General features: G+C 73.8%; 17 protein-coding genes. 11 read left to right on the top strand and 6 right to left on the bottom strand.

The features are described from left to right. Nucleotides 1-94 precede the first annotated feature (94 nt). Both ACFWBW_RS34950 and ACFWBW_RS34945 read right to left on the bottom strand, forming a co-directional pair. Nucleotides 95-1,360, bottom strand: coding sequence for an LCP family protein (locus tag ACFWBW_RS34950; protein ID WP_385381528.1), 1,266 nt, complete (start codon nt 1,358-1,360; stop codon nt 95-97). A gap of 179 nt (nt 1,361-1,539) precedes the next feature. Beyond that, nucleotides 1,540-2,289, bottom strand: coding sequence for a TIGR03089 family protein (locus tag ACFWBW_RS34945; RefSeq protein WP_385381526.1), 750 nt, complete (start codon nt 2,287-2,289; stop codon nt 1,540-1,542). Nucleotides 2,290-2,438: 149 nt separating this feature from the next. Here ACFWBW_RS34945 and ACFWBW_RS34940 point away from each other — a divergent pair, with 149 nt between their 5' ends. Continuing rightward, on the top strand, nt 2,439-3,884 hold the full coding sequence (locus tag ACFWBW_RS34940) for a peptidoglycan recognition protein (protein WP_385381523.1): 1,446 nt from the start codon (nt 2,439-2,441) through the stop codon (nt 3,882-3,884). Between the two features lie 791 nt (nt 3,885-4,675). Continuing rightward, nucleotides 4,676-5,563 carry a DNA-3-methyladenine glycosylase family protein gene (locus ACFWBW_RS34935; RefSeq protein ID WP_385381520.1) on the top strand — a complete coding sequence of 296 codons (888 nt, stop codon included), beginning with the start codon at nt 4,676-4,678 and terminating at the stop codon, nt 5,561-5,563. A 121-nt stretch (nt 5,564-5,684) separates the two neighbouring features. On the opposite strand, the gene ACFWBW_RS34930 is transcribed toward ACFWBW_RS34935, so the two are convergent. The 3 genes from ACFWBW_RS34930 to ACFWBW_RS34920 form a co-directional block, all read right to left on the bottom strand. Next, nucleotides 5,685-7,019: a coenzyme F420-0:L-glutamate ligase gene (locus tag ACFWBW_RS34930; RefSeq protein WP_385381517.1), complete on the bottom strand. Its 1,335-nt coding sequence runs from the start codon at nt 7,017-7,019 to the stop codon at nt 5,685-5,687. Then, nucleotides 7,016-7,975, bottom strand: a complete 960-nt coding sequence (cofD, locus tag ACFWBW_RS34925; protein WP_385381514.1) for a 2-phospho-L-lactate transferase — start codon at nt 7,973-7,975, stop codon at nt 7,016-7,018. Before cofD ends, ACFWBW_RS34930 begins: the two co-directional genes overlap by 4 nt. A gap of 82 nt (nt 7,976-8,057) precedes the next feature. Further along, nucleotides 8,058-8,549: a cysteine dioxygenase gene (locus ACFWBW_RS34920; RefSeq protein WP_385381542.1), complete on the bottom strand. Its 492-nt coding sequence runs from the start codon at nt 8,547-8,549 to the stop codon at nt 8,058-8,060. A 735-nt stretch (nt 8,550-9,284) separates the two neighbouring features. Here ACFWBW_RS34920 and ACFWBW_RS34915 point away from each other — a divergent pair. From ACFWBW_RS34915 to ACFWBW_RS34905, 3 genes are all read left to right on the top strand, one after another. Further along, entirely contained in the window at nt 9,285-9,548 is a 264-nt protein-coding gene (locus tag ACFWBW_RS34915) for a WhiB family transcriptional regulator (RefSeq protein WP_112450237.1), read from the top strand. A gap of 358 nt (nt 9,549-9,906) precedes the next feature. Then, nucleotides 9,907-13,575 carry a glycosyltransferase family 2 protein gene (locus ACFWBW_RS34910; RefSeq protein ID WP_385381510.1) on the top strand — a complete coding sequence of 1,223 codons (3,669 nt, stop codon included), beginning with the start codon at nt 9,907-9,909 and terminating at the stop codon, nt 13,573-13,575. Further along, nucleotides 13,572-15,059, top strand: coding sequence for a DUF5719 family protein (locus ACFWBW_RS34905; RefSeq protein ID WP_385381507.1), 1,488 nt, complete (start codon nt 13,572-13,574; stop codon nt 15,057-15,059). The genes ACFWBW_RS34910 and ACFWBW_RS34905 overlap by 4 nt, the downstream gene beginning before the upstream one ends. A gap of 242 nt (nt 15,060-15,301) precedes the next feature. Here the strand turns inward: ACFWBW_RS34905 and ACFWBW_RS34900 are convergent, their stop codons facing one another. Then, complete coding sequence (locus ACFWBW_RS34900) at nt 15,302-15,796, bottom strand: metallopeptidase family protein (protein ID WP_385381504.1); 495 nt, start codon at nt 15,794-15,796, stop codon at nt 15,302-15,304. 114 nt (nt 15,797-15,910) lie between these two features. Here ACFWBW_RS34900 and ACFWBW_RS34895 point away from each other — a divergent pair, with 114 nt between their 5' ends. The 6 genes from ACFWBW_RS34895 to ACFWBW_RS34870 all read left to right on the top strand — a co-directional run bounded on the left by ACFWBW_RS34895 (nt 15,911) and on the right by ACFWBW_RS34870 (nt 21,653). After that, entirely contained in the window at nt 15,911-16,285 is a 375-nt protein-coding gene (locus ACFWBW_RS34895; RefSeq protein WP_385381501.1) for a DUF3499 domain-containing protein, read from the top strand. Nucleotides 16,286-16,363: 78 nt separating this feature from the next. After that, nucleotides 16,364-17,734 carry a phosphomannomutase/phosphoglucomutase gene (locus tag ACFWBW_RS34890; RefSeq protein ID WP_385381498.1) on the top strand — a complete coding sequence of 457 codons (1,371 nt, stop codon included), beginning with the start codon at nt 16,364-16,366 and terminating at the stop codon, nt 17,732-17,734. Between the two features lie 247 nt (nt 17,735-17,981). Then, the gene (locus ACFWBW_RS34885) at nt 17,982-18,170 is read left to right on the top strand and encodes a Trm112 family protein (RefSeq protein WP_385381495.1); all 189 of its coding nucleotides are present in this window, start codon (nt 17,982-17,984) and stop codon (nt 18,168-18,170) included. Between the two features lie 97 nt (nt 18,171-18,267). Further along, a complete protein-coding gene (locus tag ACFWBW_RS34880) occupies nt 18,268-19,401 on the top strand; it encodes an SIS domain-containing protein (RefSeq protein ID WP_385381492.1) in 1,134 nt (377 codons plus the stop codon). Between the two features lie 41 nt (nt 19,402-19,442). Then, nucleotides 19,443-20,615, top strand: a complete 1,173-nt coding sequence (gene manA, locus ACFWBW_RS34875; protein WP_385381489.1) for a mannose-6-phosphate isomerase, class I — start codon at nt 19,443-19,445, stop codon at nt 20,613-20,615. A gap of 93 nt (nt 20,616-20,708) precedes the next feature. Beyond that, nucleotides 20,709-21,653, top strand: a complete 945-nt coding sequence (locus tag ACFWBW_RS34870; RefSeq protein WP_385381486.1) for a cation diffusion facilitator family transporter — start codon at nt 20,709-20,711, stop codon at nt 21,651-21,653. Nucleotides 21,654-21,757: the final 104 nt, after the last annotated feature.

Below are 21,757 nucleotides of genomic sequence, written 5' to 3'. Positions count from 1 at the left end.
TCGCCGCAAACCATGCTGGTGATGAATTCCACGCACTTACAACGGGGCAATCGCCTCAACAAGCTCGGCCCGGGCACCGGCTTTTGGGATTGCTTTACCGGCAGTCGGCCACACCGGCCGTGGTGCCGGTGAATGTGGGGACGGGAGCGGAGGGCTCCGCGGTTCCCGGGGCGTCCGTTCCGGCGCGCGCCCCGCCGTCGGCCGCCGCCCCGTCCCGCTCCCCGTCCCGCTCCCCGTCCGGCTCCCCCTCGGGCCGGGAGGCCGGAGCGGGCGTGGCCGTGTTCTCGGGCGCGGGCGGGGCGATGGTGAGCGGCTGGTCCGCCCGCAGCCGCTGGAAGAGCTGCGTCGCGTCCGGCTGGCGCAGTTCGTCCCGGTTCGCGTCGGCGGCGTACGGCCGGCGCGGCACCGTGAGGAACTTGATCTGGTCGGTCGGGATGTCGCGTACGCCCCGCACCAGTTCGTACAGGCCCCGCAGCGAGGCCAGCCCCGGGTCGGTGGTCACCGAGGAGGTCGCCGCGTCCAGCAGCGGGTACAGCCGTGCCGGATTGAGCAGCACCCCGTTGCTCTGCACCTTCTTGACGAGCGACCCGAGGAACGCCTGCTGGCGCTCCATCCGCTCGGTGTCGCTGCCGTTGCCCAGGCTGTAGCGGGCCCGTACGAAGCCCAGCGCCTGCTCGCCCTGCAGGGTCTGGCGGCCCGCCGGCAGCTTCAGCTTGGCCTCGGTGTCGTCCACCGGCCGCTTCAGGCAGACCTCCACCCCGCCGATGGCGTCCACCATCTTCTTGAAGCCGCTGAAGTCCAGCACCATGTGGTGATCGACCCGGATCCCGGTCATCGCCTCGACCGTACGGATCGTGCAGGCGGTCCCGCCCCACTGGAAGGCCCAGTTGAACTGGGCGAACTGCTCCCTGGTGCGGTTGCCGTCAGGCTTCAGGCACGCGGGTATCTCCGTCATCAGGTCCCGCGGTATCGACACCGCCGTCGCACTCTTCCGGTCCGCCGGCAGGTGCAGCAGGATCGTGGTGTCCGAGCGCTGCGTGCCCTCGTCCTGCCCGTACGGGGCGTTGCCCGCGCCGGTGCGGGAGTCCGAGCCGATCAGCAGGATGTTCTGCGCGCCGCCCGCCACGTGGGCCGGGCGCTCCTTGTCGTAGCGCCGCAGCTCGGCGGCGGCGGAGGTGTCCTCGGCGATGTTCCCGTCGAGCTTGGAGTAGACCCACCAGCCCGTGCCCGCCCCTGCGACGACCAGCATGCCGGTCCCGAGCCCGATCCAGCGCAGCAGCCGGCGCCGCCTGCGGCCGTTCGGAGGCTTCTCGCCTCCGGCCGCATCGGTGCCGCCCGGTATGCCCGCGCTGTCCGTCACTCGCGTTCCGTCCCCTCACCCGAACCGGTACGGGCCGTACGGGTGAGTACGGCCTGTGCCGATCCTGCCCCCGGGTGTTCGATGCGGCCCGGGGGCGCGGCCGTGTATAGGGCCATATGGGTGACAAATAGCCCAGATCCGGCATTGGGCGGTGTGGGTGACGCCGGAGCCGGGCGGAGTCAGACCGTGTGGGTGACCCGCTCGCTCTCGATCCGCTGGGCCAGCGCCCCGTCCGCCAGCCCCTCGGCATTGCGGCACAGCACCACGGAGCCGCCCGTGGCCAGCGCCGCGTAGAGCCCGGCCGAGAGCCCCTCCCAGCTGTCGTAGCCCTGCCGGGACAGCACCCGTGCCCCCTCGCCGAAGCCGAGCTTCGCCGCGTCCTCGCGGGCCCGCTCGCAGATCCGGGCGTACGAGAGCTCCTCGCCGCCGACCACCAGCCCCGGGCCGTCCGCGTCCACGGGCTGGAAGGGCGCGAAGCGGTCGCCCTGCCCCGGCACCTCCACGGCGTAGTCGGCGAACCCGGCCGGCGGCTGCGGGAAGCGCCCGCCCAGCGGTCGCAGCGCGAGCGCCACCCGCTCGCCGGAGCACGCGGAGGCCTCCTCCAGCGTGTCCGGCCCGCTCACGACGAGGTCGGCGCCGCCCGGATCCCCGCCCACCTCCACCACGACCCCGACGGAGGCGCAGGCGAGCAGCCACACGGCGCTCTGCCAGTGCGCGGGGAGCAGCAGGGCGAGCCGGTCGCCCGGCTCGGCGCCCAGGTCGCCCTGGAGCAGATTGGCGGTCTTGGCCACCCAATTGGCGAAGGTGGCGACGGACAATTCGACGCGCTCGCCCGTGGCGTCGTCGTAGAAGGTGACGAGCGGGCGGCCGGGATCAGCGGCGAGCGCGGATCGCAGCAGGTCGGCAGGGGTGCGGTCAGTGGCGTTCACGGACCAGAGCCTACGCGGGGGGCCCGCGCCCCTCCTCCGTACGGCCGCAGCACGATCCCCCGTACGGAGGAGGGGTATCGATGCCGGGACCGGACGGCGCGTCAGTTCTCGGATGGCGCCCGCCCCCGGCAGTCCCCAGCATCCTTTCCATGCGTGCATTCCTTGCTTCCTCGATCGGCGTCGCGACGGCTGCCGCACTGGCCCTGCCGCTCGCGCTCTCGTCCACGGCCCTCGCACACCCGGCGGCGGCGCAGCCATCGGCCCCGGCGGGCTCGGCAGCCCCCGCGGCCCCCGCCGGATCCACCCAGTCCGTGCCGCTCGTCCCCGTGGGACCCGCGGCGGACCGCACCACCGGGATCCCCGGCATGAGCACCGCACCCCGGCTGCCCGAGACACGGGGCCTGTCGGCGCGCGAGGTCAAGACCTTCTCGCTGGTCGGTGTCGTCTGGGACGACGCGAGCACCCGGCTCGACGGCCGCGTCCAGGTCCGCACCCGCTCCGTCGCCACCTCGGCCTGGTCCGAATGGCAGGACGTCGACACCCACACCAGCGAACACGCCGCCGACCCCGACACGGTCGAACGCGGCTCCGGCCGGGTCCGCGGCAGCACCGCCCCCCTGTGGGTCGGCCAGTCGGACGGCATCGAGGTCCGCGTCCAGGCGGAACCGGGCGGCCGCGCGGTGAGCGGCGGACTCCCGACGGGCCTGCGCATCGAACTCGTGGACCCGGGAGCCTCCAGCCACGCCCAGCAGGACGCCAAGAACGCCAACACGTCCGAAGAGGCCACCCCGAACGGTCCCTCCCCCGTCGATGACGACGACAAGGGGGAGCTGGCCCTCCTCCCCGGCATGACGATGGAGACGGCGGAGTCCTCCTCCGCCAACATCCCGATGGCCCCCCTGGGAGCCCAGGAGATCCCCGCCCTCAACAAGGCCGACTCCACCGCCGACGCGGTCCTCGCCGACGAGGCACTCGCGGCCGCCCCGTACATCGGCCCGCGCCCGAAGATCGTCACCCGGCTGGGATGGGGCGCGGACGAGAGCCTGCGCGAGAAGGGCTTCGTCTACACGAACACGGTCAAGGCCGCCTTCGTCCACCACACCGCCTCGGGCAACAACTACGCCTGCAAGGACGCCCCGGCCGTCCTGCGCAGCCTGTACCGCTACCACGTGGTCAGCAGCGGCTGGCGCGACATCGGCTACAACTTCGCCGTAGACAAGTGCGGCACCGTCTACGAGGGCCGGGCGGGCGGAGTCGCCAAGGCGGTCCTCGGCGCGCACACCATGGGCTTCAACACGGACAGCATGGGCGTGGCGGTCATCGGCACCTTCGCCTCCACGGCCCCGCCCAAGGCGGCGGTCGACGCGGTGGCCCGCCTCACGGCCTGGAAGCTCGGCCTCTTCGGAGCGGACCCCCGAGCGAAGACCACCCTCAAGTCGGGCGGCGGCAACCTCTACGCGAAGGGCAGCAACGTCCGCCTGAACGTCATCTCGGGCCACCGCGACGGCTTCGCCACGGAATGCCCCGGCCGCCACCTCTACACCCAACTCCCCCCCACCCGAACCGCCTCGGCCAAACTCCAGGGCCGCCCCTGAGGCCCCCTTCTTGACGCGCCGCTCGCACGGTGCGGCCCTGGCGGGCCTCCCCGGCTTCGCGCCGCTGCGCCGGGCACCTTAGCCCGTCCGGCGTTTGAGGACCGGCCTCCGGGCAGCGCCCGGCACCCCTCCCCAGCCCGCCGGCGTTTGAGGACCGAGCTCCGGGCAGCGCCCGGAGGCACCCCCGGCCTCGCCGGCGTTTGAGGCGCGGGTCCGGGCAGAGCCCGGGGAACGGGCGAAGGGCGGGTAGGGGACAGCCCCGCAGGGCTACGCTCAGAGACATGTCCGGCCGCTACGACCCCCTCACCCGCACCGCGATCCGCGGCGGCCGCACCACCGTGCCCACCCCCACCCCAACCGCCGGCCCAAGCACAACCCCGGCCCCCGGCACGGCCCGGAGCACCGGCCCGAGCGCCGCCCCCGCATCCGCCCCGGTCCCGGGCCCCATCCCGGACTCCGCCCCGGGCACCGGCCCAGGCACGGGCACCGGACCCGGCACGGGCGCGGGCTGTGACACGGGCACCGGGACCGGCCCGGGCACCGGCCCAGGCGCGGGCACCGGACCCGGCACGGGCGCGGGCTGTGACACGGGCACCGGGACCGGCCCGGGCACCGGCCCAGGCGCAGGCACCGGACCCGGCACGGGCGCGGGCGCGGGCCGTGACACGGGCGCCGGGACCGGCACCGGCCGAGGCGCGGGCGCCGGCCCAGGCCCAGCCTCCGGCACGGGCACTGGCACGGGCCCAGACCCCACCGCCCCCCGATCCCGCACCTGGACCCCACCCACCCCAGTGGACCTGGGCCTCACCCTCGGCCCCCTCAGACGCGGCCCCGCCGACCCCACCTTCCGCGCCACCGCGGGAGCGGTCTGGCGGGCCAGCCGGACCCCCGCCGGCCCGGTCACGCTCCGCGTCGCGCGGGACGGGGCCGGGGTGACGGCCACCGCGTGGGGACCCGGCGCCGGCTGGGTCCTCGACGGCCTGCCCGAACTGCTCGGCTCCGCCGACGACCCGGCGGCCTTCGTCCCCCGCCACCGCCTCCTGCACGCCAGTCACCGCCGCCGGCCCGGTCTGCGCCTGACCCGCACCGGCCTGGTCCTGGAGTCCCTGATCCCCACGGTCCTGGAGCAGAAGGTCACCGCCGACGAGGCGTACCGCGCCTGGCGCCGCCTCGTACGCCAGTACGGCGAGCCGGCTCCGGGCCCGGGCCCGGACGAAGGCGGCAGCGGCCGCGGCCTCTACGTCATGCCCGACCCCCGGACCTGGACCCTCATCCCCTCCTGGGACTGGCACAAGGCCGGAGTCGACTCCAAGCGCTCCGCCACCATCGTCCGCGCGGCCCGCCTCGCCGCTCGCCTCGAAGAGGCCGCCGCCATGGACCTGCCGGCGGCCACCGCCCGGCTGGAGGCGGTCCCCGGCATCGGCCCGTGGACCTCCGCCGAAACCCTCCAGCGCAGCAACGGCGCCGCGGACGCCGTCACCACCGGCGACCTCCACCTGCCCGGCATCATCGGCTACGCCCTGGCCGGGGACCGGGACGCCGACGACGCCGCCATGCTGGAGCTCCTCGCCCCCTACGCCGGCCAGCGCCACCGCGCGGCCCGACTCATCCTCCTGGCCGGCGCTGCCCCACCCCGCCGGGCCCCCCGGATGCCCCGGGGCGACATCGGCAGGCTCTAGGGCCTGTCGTCGAACTCCCGCCCGGCAACGCCGAGAGCACGCACCAGACGCCGCGAGGCCGCCCTTCGGGCGACGACGGGAGTTTGACGACAGGCCCGGGGCCAGGGCCCACCCCGGAGGGTCACCGCACCTCGATGAACTCCTCCGCCGCCCGCCCCGCCCGCTCCGCAGGAGCGACCGCGGCGTGCCCCACGGCCACCGCACCCATCGGGTCCCAGTCCTCCGGAAGCCCGAGCACCTTGCGCACCACGTCCCGGCAGAACATCGTCGAGGACACCCACGCGGAGCCCAGCCGTTCGCCGGCCAGCGTGACGAGGAAGTTCTGCACGCCCGCGCCCATGGCGACGACGAACATCTCCCGCTCGGCCGCGTCCCGGCGCGCGTGCCCGTAGTCGTGCGCGCCGTCGGTGACCAGGCAGGGCACCACCAGATACGGAGCGCCCCGCAGGACATCGCCCCGCCGGACCCGCTTCGCGATGGACTCCTCGGACTTCCCGTCCCGCCGCAGGTCCTCGATCCAGGCGTCCCGCATCGCGTCCAGCAGTTCCAGCCGCGCCCCCGCCGACTCCAGCAGGACGAACCGCCACGGCGTCGTGTGGTGCGGGGCCGGGGCCGTCACGGCCGCCGCCACCGCGCGGCGGACCGCGCCGGGGTCCACCGGCTCGGACGTGAAGGCCCGTACGGTACGCCGCTGCGTCACGGCTTCCCGTACCGCCTCCGAGGTGCCCAGCCGGAACATGTCGTCGGCCGGCGAGCGGACGAGATCGGCCGCCGAGGACCCCTCGCCCAGCAGGTGTTCCAGCCCGCGCACGATCGCCACGGGCAGGCCCCGGGCCTTGCCCTTGACCAGGTCGCCGGCCGCGGCCAGCTCGTCGGCGGTCGCGACGACCGTCGCGCTCAGCGGGTTCCCGTGGGCGTCGGTGCCCCCGCGCAGGTCGTCCAGGACCTGCACGCCGGCCGAGCCGATCGCCACGTCGGTGAGCCCGGTGCGCCACGGCCGCCCGAAGGTGTCCGTCACGATCACGCCCACGTCCACGGAGCGCAGCTCCCGCAGCCGGGCGCGGATGGCGGCGGCCGAGGCGTCGGGGTCCTCGGGCAGCAGCAGGACGGTGCCGGACTCGGTGTTCGAGGCGTCGACCCCGGCGGCCGCCATGACCAGCCCCTGCCGGTTCTCCACGATCCGCAGCGTCCCGCGGCGCGCGACGACGCGTACGGTCTCGGCGTCGATCGCCTCCTCGCGGGAATCGGCGCGGACGATCCGGCCCTCCGCCTTGGAGACGATCTTCGAGGTGACGAGCAGGATGTCGCCGTCCCGCAGCCGCGAGGAGGTGCCGGACCCGGCGGGGACGTCCGTCGCGGCGGCGATCAGCGCCGCCAGGTCGTCGCCGGGCCGCACCTCGGGCAGCCCGCGGACGGCCTCCACCAGGAACTGGCGCGGAAGGTCCTCGTCGGTCACCGGGAGGCCTCCGCCAGTTCCAGCGCGGCCCGCGCCATCTCCGCCGTGGCGGCCAGGTCGGTCATCATCAGCGGTACCGCACGGCAGGTGATGCCGGCGGCCTCCACCGCGGCGACGGAGTCCGCGTCGGCGGTGTCGACGAGCCAGCCGTCGAGCAGCTCCGTGCCGTAGTGCAGGGCGACGGCCGCGGCGGTGGACTCCACGCCGACGGCGGCCAGCACCTTGTCGGCCATCCCGCGCACGGGTGCGCCCCCGACGATGGGGGAGAGCCCCACCACGGGGGCCGCGGCGGCGGCCACGGCCTCGCGGATGCCGGGTACGGCGAGGATGGTCCCCACCGACACCACCGGGTTCGACGGCGGGAAGAGGATCACGTCGGCGGCCGCGATGGCCTCCAGGACGCCGGGCGCGGGCTTGGCCTGCTCGGCACCCACGGGGACGACGGCCTCCGCGTCCACCGCGGCGCGCATCCGGACCCAGTACTCCTGGAAGTGGATGACTCGGCGCTCGCCGGTCTGGGAGTCGGTGATCGCGACATGGGTCTCGACGCGGTCGTCGGACATGGGGAGCAGCCGGACCCCGGGCTGCCAGCGGTCGCAGAGGGCCTCGGTGACGGCGCTGAGCGGGTAGCCCGCACCGAGCATCTGCGTACGGACGATGTGGGTGGCGAAGTCGCGGTCACCGAGGCCGAACCAGGTCGGTCCGACCCCGTACGCGGCGAGTTCCTCCTTGACGGTGAAGGACTCGTCGGTGCGGCCCCAGCCCTGGTCCTCGTTGATGCCACCGCCGAGGGTGTACATCACGGTGTCCAGGTCGGGGCAGACCTTGAGCCCGAACAGGTGAATGTCGTCACCGGTGTTGCCGATGACCGTGATGTCCGCGTCGGGAACGGCGGACTGGAGACCTCGGAGGAAACGGGCGCCGCCGATGCCGCCGGCCAGAACAACAATGCGCATGCGGGACAGTCTGTCAGCCGCAGGCCGGCCGCTGAGGGGCGGTGGTCGGGTGACGGGTGGGAGTCTCAGGCGGGGGGCCGGGTCAGACGGAGAGGGCCTCGGGCCGGGCCGGAGAGCAGCTGTGCATCGGCATCTCGGTCAGGCCGGGGAAGTACACGTGCAGGCTGACGGCCCCTTCGAGGCTGTCGTTCTGCACCTCGTGGGCGTAGCCGGGGGCGAAGACGCGCTGGGAGCCGGCGCCGAGGGTGAGCCGGCCGCGGGCGGTGTGCTCGGTCAGCTCGCCGTCCAGGACGGTCAGCACGCCGGAGGAGGCGCCGTGATCGTGCAGGCCGCTGCCCTGGCCGGGGACCCAGCTGAGCAGCCAGACCTCGTAGCCGGGGCCGGTGCGCAGCCGGTGGTACCAGCGGGTCGTGGCGTCGTACCGGACCAGGTGCTCCCACTCGGAACGGTCGGCGGCGATGGAACGCGCGAGGCCCACGAACTCGGCGACGGTGGCCGGGTGCTCGCGGGCGGGCTGCAGGAGGTGCTGGACGGAGAGGATGTCGCCGGCGATCTGGAGGTCGCTCTCGGCCATCGCCGGGGCGATGGCCGCGGTGGGGGTGGGGGTGGGGGTGGCGTTCAGGGTGCTGGTGCTGTTCATCGGGGGGTTCCTCGACGGATGTCAGTCGTGCGGCGGTTGCTGTGGGGGGCGAGCTGGAGCTCAGGGGAGCCGAAGCTCCCGAGGCATCAACAGCTGCAACAGCAACAGCGAACCTGGGCAGCGCACAGGAACCCACGAATGGGGGTCCGGGTGGCGGCTGAGGGCGCTGACATGGCTACAAGAAGACCGGGTGGGGGGCCGGACTGTCAACCCAATGTCCGATTTGGTGGAAAAGTTTCACCTCATCCGGTTACCGTGCCCGGAGAAAGGTTTGTGCAGTCGGGGCCAGGGGATGTGGCGCTTCGAGTCGTGCCGCAGCCGCTGTGGCGGCTCTCAAACCCGTAAAGCTGTGCGATGTCCCTCTGTGGCTGAAATGTGATCTGTGCCGCTTCTTCGGCCGGATCGGAACCCCACCACAGAGTGACGCGTCGGCTACGGGAGGGGAGTCCCGCAAGTGACACGTGTGGCAGACGTGTGGCATGTGTCACGATTTTTGGCGATATGAACACTTTCTGCATAGGCTTGGTTCCGCAGAGTGAATAAGGGGCCCAATAGCAGATCTCGGCTTGACTGCGCTGGAGCCCCGCACTTGTAATTTCACTCGTGTCGTTACGTAGCGATGAGTGACGGCATGACCACGGGGACGCACAGACAGAGCGAGGGGCGCACATGACCGAGCTGGTTCAGGAACTGCTGGTCGAGGAGGCGGACGAAGAGCTCGGATGGCAGGAGCGAGCTCTCTGCGCCCAGACCGACCCCGAGTCCTTCTTTCCCGAGAAGGGCGGCTCGACCCGCGAGGCCAAGAAGGTCTGCCTCGCCTGCGAAGTCCGCTCCGAATGCCTTGAGTACGCACTCGCCAACGACGAGCGGTTCGGCATCTGGGGCGGCCTGTCCGAGCGCGAGCGGCGACGCCTGAAGAAGGCCGCCGTCTGAAGCGCCCTCGGCGCGCACCGAACGGCGCCCACGGCAGGGCCCGCGGCACGGCCCGCGGCACGGCCCGCGGCACGGCCCACGACATATCCAGCGGCATATCCAGCGGCACACCCGACGGCATAGCCGCCTGTACACCCGGCCTCACGCACGGCAGCGGCCACAGTGCACGCATCGGCACAAAACGCAGTACAGCGAACGGCACGAACAGCACGGCACCGAGCAGAGCAAACGGTCCGCCTCCCGCACCTTCCCCGCAGGAGGCGGACCGCTGTGTTCCCAGCCGTTAGGGTGGGGCGCTGTCCAGCAGCCTCCGAGGGCACACCACCCCCGGACCCCCGGCCGGAGGGCCCGTACCGCGATGTCCCTGCACAGCCAGTCGAGCGCCTCCTACCAGGCTGCCGCCGCACCAGAGTTCCCCCGGCACGTCGTCACCGCCGTCCTCGTCGCCCACGACGGCTCCCGCTGGCTGCCCCGGACCCTCGCCGGTCTCCTCGGCCAGGAACGCCCCGCCCAGAGCCACATCGCCGCCGACACCGGCAGCGCCGACGACTCCGCGCGCCTGCTCGGCGAGGCCCTCGGCGAGGACCGCGTCCTGCACCTCGCCCGCCGCACCGGCTTCGGCGCGGCCGTCGACGAGGCCGCCCGCACCGCCGGCACCCTGACCCCCGAGGAACTCCCGTACCTCAAGCGCCCCTCCGGCTGGGATCCCGTCAGCCGCACCTGGCGCGACGACGCGTACGACCTCCCCGACCTGCCCCACGGCGAACCCGTCCAGTGGCTCTGGCTGCTCCACGACGACTGCGCACCCGAGCCCGACGCCCTCGCCGAACTGCTGCGCGTCGCCGAGGAGAACCCCGAAGCCGCCGTCATCGGCCCCAAACTGCGCGGCTGGTACGACAAGAAGCAGCTCCTCGAAGTCGGCGTCACCATCGCCCGCAGCGGCCGCCGCTGGACCGGCCTCGACCGGCGCGAACAGGACCAGGGCCAGCACGACCAGGTCCAGCCCGTCCTCTCCGTGTCCAGCGCGGGCATGCTCATCCGCCGCGACGTGTACGACGCCCTCGGCGGCTTCGACCGCCGCCTGCCCCTCATGCGCGACGACGTCGACCTGTGCTGGCGCGTCCAGAGCGCCGGGCACACCGTCCTCGTCGCCCCCGAAGCCGTCCTGCGGCACGCCGAGGCCTCCGCCCGCGAACGCCGCACCGTCGACTGCGTCGGCCGCTCCGCCGCCAGCCCGCACCGCGTCGACAAGGCCGGCGCCGTCTACACGATGCTGGCCAACAGCCCCGGCCGCGCCCTCCCGTACGTCCTGCTGCGCATCCTCTTCGGCACCGTCCTGCGCACCCTCGCCTACCTCGTCGGCAAGGCACCCGGACAGGCCGTCGACGAGATCACCGGCCTCCTCGCCACCCTGCTCCGCCCCGGCCGGATCCTCGGAGCCCGCCGCCGCAGAGGCCGCGCCGCCGTCTCCGCCAAGGAACTGCGCCCCCTCTTCCCGCCGTCCGGCGCCAGCCTGCGCGCCAACGCCGAACAGCTCGCCGGCTACTTCGGCGCCGACGGCGAACCCGAGAGCACCAACGCCGGCCGACACGGCGGAGCCGTCGAATCGGGACCCGGCGGGGACGACGCCGACTACCTGGAGATCGAACAGTTCGCGCGCCTCAAGCGGATCGCCCGCAAGCCCGCGCCCGTCCTCTTCGCCCTCCTCCTGCTCGTCTCCGTCATCGCCTGCCGCTCCCTCCTCGGCGGCGGCTCCCTCATGGGCGGAGCCCTGCTCCCCGCCCCCGACGGCGGACTCGACCTCTGGCGCGTCTACGCCGACGACTGGCAGCCCGTCGGCACCGGCACCACCGCCGGAGCGCCGCCCTACCTCGCCGTCCTCGGCGCCCTGTCCACCCTGCTCCTCGGCTCCACCGACGCCGCCCTGACCCTGCTGCTCGTCTGCTCGGTCCCGCTCGCCGGCCTCACCGCCTACTTCGCCTCCCGGCCGCTGGTGGAATCCCGGCTGCTGCGCGCCTGGGCCGCCATCGCCTACGCCTTCCTCCCCGCCGTCACCGGAGCCCTCGCCGGCGGCCGCCTCGGCACCGCGGTCCTCGCGATCCTGCTCCCGCTCATCGCCCGCTCCGCCGTCTCCGTCTCCGCCTTCGGCTTCGGCGAGGGCGAGGGCAGCCGGCGCTCCGCCTGGACCCACACCCTCCTGCTGACCCTGGCCACCGCCTTCACCCCCGTCGTCTGGCCGCTCGCCGCCGTCCTCGCAGCCGCCGCGCTGGTCCTGCGCCGCGCGCACTGGAAGACGTACGGCCCCCGCCTCCTCGCGACGCTCGTCGTCCCCCTCCTGGTCCTCGCCCCCTGGTCGCTGAGCCTGCTCACCCACCCCGCGCGCTTCCTGCGCGAGGCCGGACTGCCCTACGGAGCCGGCTCGGCCACCGCCCTGGACCTGCTCGGCATCAGCCCCGGCGGCCCCCGCACCGCGGGCGGCCTGATCCTCCTCGGCGTCGTCCTCGCCGCCTTGGCCGCGCTCCTGCGCGCCGACCGGCAGTTCGCCGTACGCGCCGCATGGGCCACCGCGCTCGCCGCGCTTGTCCTCGCCGTCCTCGTCAACCGCACCACCTGGGCCGGCCCCGCCACCCTCGTCTACGGACTCGCCCTGCTGGCCGCCGCCGTCGTCGGCGCCGACGGGGCCAAGGAACGCGTCGCCGCCCGCAGCTTCGGCTGGCGCCAGCCCCTCGCCGCCCTGATCGCGCTCGCCGCCGCCGTCGGCCCGCTCGTGGGCGCGGCCGGCTGGATGCTCAGCGGAGCCGCCGGACCGCTGGAGCGCCGTGACCCCGTCCAGGTCCCCGCCTTCGTCGCCGAAGAGAGCGGTACCCGCGACCAGGCCCGCACCCTCGTCATCGGCGCGGACTCCCCGGCCGCCCTCTCCTACAGCCTGGTCCGCGGCTCCGGCGGCCGCCTCGGCGACGCCGAACTCGCCGACGCGGCCGGCAGCGACACCCGCCTCGACAAGGTCGTCTCCAGCCTCGTCGCCGGCTCCGGCGCCGACCAGACCGACCAGCTCGGCGGCTTCGCCATCCGCTACGTCCTGGTCCGCGACGGCGCCCCGCAGGAGATCGGCCGCGTCCTCGACGCCACCCCCGGCCTCAGCCGCCTCAGCAAGCTCGAAGGCAGCGCCCTGTGGCGCGTCGACCGGCAGGTCGCCCGCGCCGTCATCGTCTCCGGCAAGCCCGGCGAGGCACCCATCCCCGTCGCCTCCGGGCCCGTCGAGGCCCGCACCAAGATCCCGGCGGGCGAGGCCGGCCGCGTCCTGCGCATCGCCGACCGGGCCGACCCCGGCTGGCGGGCCACCCTCGACGGGGAGCCGCTCCAGGCCAAGACGCTCGACGGCTGGGCGCAGGGCTTCGAACTCCCCGCCGCCGGCGGCGAGCTCGACCTCGCCCACGAGGACGCCTTCACCCTGACCGCCTGGCACTGGGCCCAGGGCCTGCTCGCCCTGGTGCTCCTGGTGATGGCCCTGCCGGGCCGCCGGGCCCGCCTCGACGACGACCTGCCCGAGGAGGAGGCCGCCGCCGAGGAGTCCGGCGAAGGCCGCCGCGCCCGCCGCCTGCGCGAGCAGTCCGAGGCGGAACCCCCGTCCGAGTCCGCCCCCGCCGAGGCGGCCGTCGCGGCCGACCCGTACGCGCAGATCCCGGCGCAGCAGACGTACGGCGAGGACGCGTACGCCTACCAGCAGCCGGCGTACGGAGACCAGAGCGGCTACGCCTACGGCGGCCAGGAACAGGAGCAGCAGCCGCAGCAGTACGACCAGTACCCGTACGAGCAGCAGCAGCAGCCGCAGCAGTACACCGGCCACCCGGGCACGCAGTACGAGCAGCCGTACCCGCCCCAGCAGCCGTACGAGCAGCCGTACCAGCCCTACGACCAGCAGCCCGAGCACTACAACGCCACCGACGGCTACGACCCCTACGGCCAGCACGACAGCCAGCACGACGGGCAGCACGCCCCGCGTCCGGACGGGAGCCCCCAGCAGTGAAGCAGCGCGTACCCCTCACGCTCGCCGCCGTCACGGCCGCCCTGGCCGCCGTCACCGGCCTCGCCACCCTCACCGCCCCGGCCGCCGACGGGGCCCCGGCCGCCGGCGGCAAGCCGGCGGCCCGGATGCCGGTCGAGCGGTCCCTGCTGGTGTGCCCCGCGCCCAGCACCTCCGACATCGCCGAGACCGTGTACACGGCGATCACCCCGGGCACGGCCGCCCAGGGAGCCAAGGGCACGGCCCGGCTGCTGGGCGCGACCAAGGAAGCCAAAACCGTCCTGGAACTCAAGGAGCCCGGCAAGCCCGTGGGCGCCAAGGCCTCCGGCGCCGAGGCCCCCGCGCTCAGCGGCGTCGCCGACGGGTTCCTCGCCCCCGGCTGGACCGCACAGCAGACCACCGTGGTCTCGGTCGGCCGTACGCGCGGCCTGCTCGGCGTCGGCTGCACCCCGCCCGGCACCGACTTCTGGTTCCCCGGCGTCAGCACCGCCAAGGGCCGCGAGGACTACCTCCACCTCACCAACCCCGACGCCACCGCGGCCGTCGTGGACATCAAGATGTTCGGCCCGGACGGCACGGTCAAGGCCGAAGCGGGCACCAGCGAGAACATCCGCATCGACCCGAAGTCGAGCAAGGCCATCTCCCTGGCCTCCCTGGCCCCCGGCGCACAGCTCGCGGACCTCACCGCCCACGTGACCACCCGCGCGGGCCGGGTCGGGGCCACCGCCCAGGCGGGCGAGGAGGGCGTCGGCGCCGACTGGCTGCCCGCCTCCGTGGACCCGGCGGGGACCCTGGTCCTGCCCGGCATCCCGGCGGACGCCACCTCCGTACGGCTGGTCGCCTTCGCCCCCGGCGAAGAGGACGCGGACCTCAACGTGAAGTTGGCCGGGCCGACCGGCTCGATCAGCCCCGCGGGCAGCGAGCAGCTCCACGTCAAGGCCGGCATGACCGCGAGCCTCGACCTCAAGGACGTCACCCGGGGCGAGGCGGGTTCCCTGGTCCTGTCCCCGGCGGACGCGAAGAAGTCCGCCGTCCCGGTGGTCGCCGCCCTACGAGTGGTCCGCGGCAGCGGAGCGAAGCAGGAGACCGGCTTCATCCAGGCGTCCGCCCCCGTCGGCACCCGGGCGACCGTCACGGACAACCGCCCCGAGGCGAACGCCACCCTGCTGTCGCTGACGGCCCCGCCCGGAGCCGACGCCACGGTGAAGGTGACGGCCTCGCCGGGCACGGAAGGCGGCGAACCGGCCTCCAAGGAGGTCACGGTCAAGGGCGGCACCACGCAGACCCTGACCCTCGCCCCGACGGGCGGCAAGGGCGCCTACGCCCTCACGGTGGAAACCGTCTCCGGCGGCCCCGTCCACGCGTCGCGCACCCTGACGATCCCGCGCGACGGCATCCCGATGTTCACGACCCAGACCCTCTCGGACGACCACTCCACGGTCTCGGTCCCCAAGGCCACCCAGGACCTCTCGGTCCTGACCCAGTAAGCATCGGCGAATCCAGCCTCGCCGGCGTTTGAGGCGCGGGGTCTGGGGCGGAGCCCCAGGGGGTCCGGGCGCAGCCCGGTACCCCCTCCCAGCCCGTCCGGCGTTTGAGGACCGGGTCAGGGCGGAGCCCTGGGAACGGTCGAAGGGCGGGTAGGGGACTCCGCCCCGCAGGCCCCCCCGCCCCCGCCGGCGCGGCCGCGCAGGGCCGGCCACCACAGGCGGCCGGGACGCGGGCCGGGACCCTAGTCCGACCCGTACCGCGGATCCACCGTCTCGGGCGACAGCCCCAACAGCTCCGCGACCTGCTCCACCACGATCTCGTGCACCAGCAGCGCCCGCTCGTCCCGAGACTTCGCCCGGATCTCCACCGGCCGCCGGAACACCACGATCCGGGCCGGCCGCCCACCCCCGGCCTCCGCCAGCGCCCCCAGCGGCACCGCCTCGTCGTTCCAGCCGGCCTCCGCGCCGCCCGGCGGACCCGGCACGTCGCCGATCATGAACTCCACCTCGGCCAGCTGCGGCCAGCGCCGTTCCAGCCGCTCCACGGAGTCCCGTACGAGGTCCCCGAAGAGCTCCCCCCGGCTCGCCGACAGCGGTACCTGCGGAGGGGCCACCGGGCCGCGCATCCCGCGCCCGTGCCGATCGCGCCGCCGCACCCGCGGCTCACCGGCGGGGGAGCCGCCGGGCAGGGAGGCGGCAGGGGGCACGGGAGGGGGAGGCAGAGTGCTGTCCGTCACCCCCGCAGGGTAGCCCGCACATCCGCGCCGGGGCGGGGGAGATCGGACGACACGGGGGAGCGGCCGGGGGAGAGTCGTCGCGGCCCGGTCAAGAGTGCGGTACCGTCCAACGTCGTGAGCCTTGTACGTCGCTGTTCGCGCACCGCGTGCGGCCGCCCTGCCGTCGCGACTCTGACGTACGTCTACGCCGATTCGACCGCAGTTCTCGGCCCGCTCGCCACCTACGCCGAACCCCACTGCTACGACCTCTGCGCCGAGCACTCGGAGCGCCTGACCGCCCCGCGCGGCTGGGACGTCGTACGCCTCACCGACGGGTCGGCGCCCTCGCGTCCCACTGGAGACGACCTCGAAGCCCTCGCCAACGCCGTTCGCGAGGCGGCCCGTCCGCCGGAGCGCGCGGCCGGGGCCAACGGTGCTGGTCAGGGCGGTTCCACCACCGGGGAGACCCGTCGCGGACACCTGCGCGTCCTTCGTTCGCCCGACTCCTGACATTCGGTTGAACCGAAAAGCCGCACCGCGTCCACGGTAGGTTTGCCCCACCGCACATCACCTTCAGGGGGGCAGGCAGTGGCCACGGATCTTTCGAACATCGTCAAGGCGTACGACGTCCGGGGCGTCGTGCCGGACGAGTGGGACGAGCACCTGGCCGAACTGTTCGGTGCGGCCTTCGTCGAGGTGACCGCGGCCTCGGCCATCGTCATCGGCCACGACATGCGGCCGTCCTCCCCGGCCCTGTCCCAGGCCTTCGCCCGCGGCGCGGCCGCCCGCGGCGTCGACGTCACCCTCATCGGGCTGTGCTCCACCGACCAGCTGTACTACGCCTCCGGCAAGCTGGACCTGCCCGGCGCGATGTTCACGGCCTCGCACAACCCGGCGCAGTACAACGGCATCAAGCTCTGCCGGGCCGGCGCCGCCCCGGTCGGCCAGGACACCGGCCTCTCCACCATCCGAGAGCTCGCCGAGAAGTGGAGCGACGAGGGCGCCCCGGCGATCCCCGCCGGCACCGTCCCGGGCACCGTCACCGAGCAGGACACCCTCACCGGCTACGCCGACCACCTCAAGGGCCTGGTCGACCTCACGGCCGTCCGCCCGCTCAAGGTCGTCGTCGACGCGGGCAACGGCATGGGCGGGCACACCGTCCCCACCGTCTTCACGGGCCTCCCGCTGGACGTGGTCCCCATGTACTTCGAACTGGACGGGACCTTCCCCAACCACGAGGCCAACCCCCTCGACCCGAAGAACATCGTCGACCTCCAGGCCCGCGTCCTGTCCGAGGGCGCCGACCTCGGCATCGCCTTCGACGGCGACGCCGACCGCTGCTTCATCGTCGACGAGCGCGGCGAGGGCGTGTCCCCGTCCGCCATCACCGCCCTGGTCGCGGCCCGCGAACTGGCCCGCAACGGCGGCACCGGCACCGTGATCCACAACCTGATCACCTCCTGGTCCGTGCCCGAGGTCGTCCGCGAGAACGGCGGCACCCCCGTCCGCACCCGCGTCGGCCACTCCTTCATCAAGGAGGAGATGGCCAAGTCCGGCGCCATCTTCGGCGGCGAGCACTCGGCGCACTACTACTTCAAGGACTTCTGGAACGCGGACACCGGCATGCTCGCCGCGCTCCACGTCCTGGCGGCCCTCGGCGGCCAGGACGGCCCCCTCTCGGCCCTGGTCTCCTCCTACGACCGCTACGCGGGCTCCGGGGAGATCAACTCGACCGTCGCCGACCAGACGGCCCGCCTCGCCGCCGTCAAGGCCGCCTACGGCTCCGCGGAGGGCGTCACCCTCGACGAACTGGACGGCCTCACCGCGACCAGCGCCGACTGGTGGTTCAACGTCCGCGCCTCCAACACCGAGCCCCTCCTGCGCCTGAACGTCGAAGCCCGCGACGAGGCCACCCTCGCCAAGGTCCGCGACGAGGTCCTGGCCCTCATCCGCGCGTAGCGCGGCCCGCCCGCGCCTTCAGACTCCGGCAGGCAAGAATCAGCCCCGCCGGCGTTTGAGGCGCGGGCCTGGGGCGGAGCCCCAGCAGCGGACCCGCACCCGCTCCACCGCCGCGCCGCCGAGCCACCCCTCAGGCCCCAGGGGAGCACCAGCTCCACCCCGGACCGGAGGTCCACCTCCACCCGCCACCGGAGGTGACTCGGCGGTAGGCTGACCTGGCCCGATCCACATCCCCGAAGGGAACCCCATGCCGCTCGAAGCCGGTCTCCTGGAGATCCTCGCCTGCCCCGCCTGCCACTCGCCCCTGGAGGACAAGTCGGCCGACGAGCAGACCCCCGAGCTGATCTGCACGGGGGGCCAGGACTGCGGTCTCGCCTACCCGGTCCGCGACGGCATCCCGGTGCTCCTCGTCGACGAGGCACGCCGCCCCGCCTGAGCCTCCTACCGCCACGCCGCGCAAACGCTGAGACTGGTTCCGTCACACACAGGTTCCGTCACCGCTGGACACGTCACAGACTTAGCCGGAGGCCGCCATGCTCGACGAGTCGCTCCTCGACGCACCTGACGATCTCGCCCGCGCCGACCGCCGCGGCCTGCTCCGCGGCGCCGCCGACGCAGGCGCACGCGTGCGCACCGCGGCCAGGCACGCCACCGAGGCCGGTCTCGCCGACCTGCGCCCCGACGGCCGCCCCCGCGCGGTCCTCATCGCCGGGCCCGGAACCGCCGCCACCGGGGTCGCCGACCTGCTCGGCGCCCTCGCCGGCGCCTCCGCGCCCGTCATCCGGCTGCACCCGACCGGCGTCGCGCACGCCGCCGGGGCCCTGCGCTGGACGCTGCCCGGCTGGGCCGGCCCCGTCGACCTGCTGCTCATCGCCACCACCGACGGAACCGAGCCCGGCCTCGCCGTCCTCGCCGAGCAGGCCTACCGGCGCGGCTGCACCGTCGTCGCCGTCGCCCCCGAGCGCTCGCCGCTGAGCGAAGCGGTGGACGGCGCGCACGGGCTCCTCGTACCGATGGCCAAGGCCCCGTACCAGGAGTACGACGAGTCGGCCGCGGCCGGCCCGGGCGCCCTCTGGGCCCTGCTGACCCCGCTGCTGGTGCTCCTCGACAGGGTCGGCCTGATCACCGCCGCCCCGCAGACCCTGCAGCTCGTCGCCGACCGGCTCGACCGCACGGCCGAATGCTGCGGCCCCGCCATCGTCACCTACTCCAACCCGGCCAAGACCCTCGCCTCCGAGCTCGCCGACTCCCTCCCGCTCATCTGGAGCGAGGGCGCCGCCGCCGGACCCGCGGGGCGCCGCTTCGCCGCCACCCTCGCCGAACTCGCCGGCCGGCCCGCACTCGCCGCCGACCTTCCCGAGGCGCTCCCGGCCCACGGGGTCCTGCTCTCCGGCGATTTCGCCGCCGGTGCCGACCCCGAAGACTTCTTCCGCGACCGAGTGGAAGAACCGCAGGCCCTACGCGCACGCATCGTCCTGCTGCGCGACAGGCCCGCAGGCGGACTGACAGCCGCCCCTGCCGCACGAGAGCTCGCCCTCAGCCACGACACGGCCATCAGCGAGCTCGAACCGGAGGAGGGCACCGAGCTGGAACAGCTCGCCGAACTCCTCGCCGTCACGGATTTCGCCACCGCCTACCTGGCGTTGGCCTCCGGGGGACACAGCTGAGGCGCACGCACGCGCGCGCCTCTCACCCAGGAAGACGACCGATGGACCGCCTCACGAACACGATCCGCCCCTACGCCTGGGGATCGACCACCGCGATCCCCGAACTCATCGGAGTGCCGCCCACCGGCGAACCCCAGGCCGAGCTGTGGATGGGCGCCCACCCCGGCGCCCCCTCCCGACTCGACCGCGGAGCGGGCGAGAGCGCCCTCTCGGACGTCATCGCGGCCGACCCCGAAGGCGAACTGGGAGTCGCCGCCGTCCGCAAGTTCGGCCCCAGGCTCCCCTTCCTCTTCAAGCTCCTCGCCGCCGGCGCCCCGCTCTCCCTCCAGGTCCACCCCGACCTCGCCCAGGCGAAGGCCGGGTTCGAGGACGAGGAGCGCCGCGGCGTCCCGATCGACGCACCGCACCGCAACTACAAGGACGCCAACCACAAGCCCGAGCTGGTCTGCGCCCTCACCCCCTTCGAGGGACTGTCCGGCTTCCGTCCGCCACTGGAGGCCGCCGCCCTGCTGGAGGGCCTCGGCGTCAACTCCCTGAAGCCCTACGCCGACCTCCTGCGGGCACACCCCGAGGAGGCGGCCCTGCGCGAGGTGCTCACCGCGGTCCTGACCGCCGACCGCGCCGAGATGGCCCGTACGGTCACCGAGGCCGCGGCCGCCGCCGAGCGGCTCGGTGGCCCGTACGCCCCGTACGCCGGACTTGTGCACCACTACCCGGGCGACCCCGGCGTCATCGCTGCGATGCTTCTCAACCACGTGCAACTCCAGCCCGGCGAAGCCATGTTCCTCGGCGCCGGCATCCCGCACGCCTACCTCGACGGCCTCGGCGTCGAGCTCATGGCCAACTCCGACAACGTCCTGCGCTGCGGGCTCACCCCCAAGCACGTCGACGTGCCGGAGCTGCTGAAGGTCGTCGTCTTCGAGCCCGGCGACCCCGGCATCCTGCGCCCGGAGGGCAACGGCGAGGAGGTCTACGAGACCCCGATCGACGAATTCCGGCTCTCCCGCTTCGTCCTGGCGCCCGGCGGCGCCCCCCGGGTGGTCCCCGACACCACCGCGCAGATCCTGCTGTGCACGGCGGGCTCCCCGAAGGCGCGATCCGCGAAGTCGGGCGAACTGACGCTGGCGCCGGGCGAATCGGTCTTCGTACCGGCGGGCGAAAAGGTCGAACTGTCCGGAACCGGCACCGTCTTCCGTGCCACTGTGGTGGTCTGACGTACCGTCCCTCTCGGTGGCTGTGAGAATCTGCGGCCGTAGCGCGGCGTCCCGGCCCGGGACGCCGCACCGAGGAAGGGACACATCGCAACCATGAGTGCGTCGGGCGGTACCAAGGCGATCGTGGCGGCACTTGCCGCCAATCTGGCCATCGCGGTAGCCAAGTTCGTGGCCTTCGTCTTCAGCGGCTCGTCGTCGATGCTCGCGGAAAGCGTCCACTCGCTGGCGGACTCCGGCAACCAGGGCCTGCTCCTGCTGGGCGGCAAGAAGGCCAAGCGCGAGGCGACCCCGGAACACCCCTTCGGGTACGGGCGCGAGCGCTACATCTACGCCTTCCTCGTCTCCATCGTGCTGTTCACCGTCGGTGGCATGTTCGCCATCTACGAGGGCTACGAGAAGATCCACGAACCGCACGCGATCTCGCACTGGTACTGGCCGGTCGGCGTCCTCGTGTTCGCGATCATCGCGGAGTCCTTCTCCTTCCGCACCGCGATCAAGGAGTCGAACGCGATCCGCGGCAGCCTCACCTGGGGCCAGTTCATCAAGCGCGCCAAGGCCCCCGAGCTCCCCGTGGTCCTCCTGGAGGACCTCGGCGCCCTCATCGGCCTCGTCCTCGCCCTCGGGGGCGTCGGCATCGCCCTGCTGACCGGCAACGGCGTCTGGGACGGCATCGGCACCCTGTGCATCGGCGTCCTGCTGATCGCCATCGCCATCGTCCTCGCCGCCGAGACCAAGTCCCTGCTCCTCGGCGAGGCCGCCGGCACCGAGGACGTCGAGAAGATCAAGGCCGCAGTGGTCGACGGGGACGTCGTGACCGGCATCATCCACATGCGCACCCTGCACCTCGGCCCCGAGGAGCTCCTGGTCGCCGCCAAGATCTCCGTCCAGAGCGACGACACCGCGACCGAGGTGGCCAACGCCATCAACGCCGCCGAGGCCCGCATCCGCGCGGCGGTCCCGATCGCCCGCGTGATCTACCTGGAGCCCGACATCTACAACGCCGATGCCGCGGCGAAGGGCACCAACCCGGGCCACTGACCCGGCACGGGGGAGGGGGGGGGGCACCCGCGCAAGGGAAGAAGGGGGGCACCTCCGCGCAAAAACGAAGGCACCCATCCGCCCGTGCCCCCGGGGGAGGGGAG

Origin of the sequence: Streptomyces sp. NPDC059957, from assembly GCF_042730015.1 — a bacterium.
Taxonomy (GTDB): Bacteria; Actinomycetota; Actinomycetes; order Streptomycetales; family Streptomycetaceae; genus Streptomyces.
Note: the sequence above shows the minus strand (reverse complement) of the source record. Positions and strands in the feature narration are given on the sequence as shown.

Coding starts and splice junctions, on each gene's coding strand:
- ACFWBW_RS34940 (WP_385381523.1), top strand. CDS start 2,439: ATGCGTGCATTCCTTGCTTCCTCGATCGGCGTCGCGACGGCTGCCGCA.
- cofD (WP_385381514.1), bottom strand. CDS start 7,975: ATGCGCATTGTTGTTCTGGCCGGCGGCATCGGCGGCGCCCGTTTCCTC.
- ACFWBW_RS34920 (WP_385381542.1), bottom strand. CDS start 8,549: ATGGCCGAGAGCGACCTCCAGATCGCCGGCGACATCCTCTCCGTCCAG.
- ACFWBW_RS34915 (WP_112450237.1), top strand. CDS start 9,285: ATGACCGAGCTGGTTCAGGAACTGCTGGTCGAGGAGGCGGACGAAGAG.
- ACFWBW_RS34910 (WP_385381510.1), top strand. CDS start 9,907: ATGTCCCTGCACAGCCAGTCGAGCGCCTCCTACCAGGCTGCCGCCGCA.
- ACFWBW_RS34885 (WP_385381495.1), top strand. CDS start 17,982: ATGCCGCTCGAAGCCGGTCTCCTGGAGATCCTCGCCTGCCCCGCCTGC.
- ACFWBW_RS34880 (WP_385381492.1), top strand. CDS start 18,268: ATGCTCGACGAGTCGCTCCTCGACGCACCTGACGATCTCGCCCGCGCC.
- manA (WP_385381489.1), top strand. CDS start 19,443: ATGGACCGCCTCACGAACACGATCCGCCCCTACGCCTGGGGATCGACC.
- ACFWBW_RS34870 (WP_385381486.1), top strand. CDS start 20,709: ATGAGTGCGTCGGGCGGTACCAAGGCGATCGTGGCGGCACTTGCCGCC.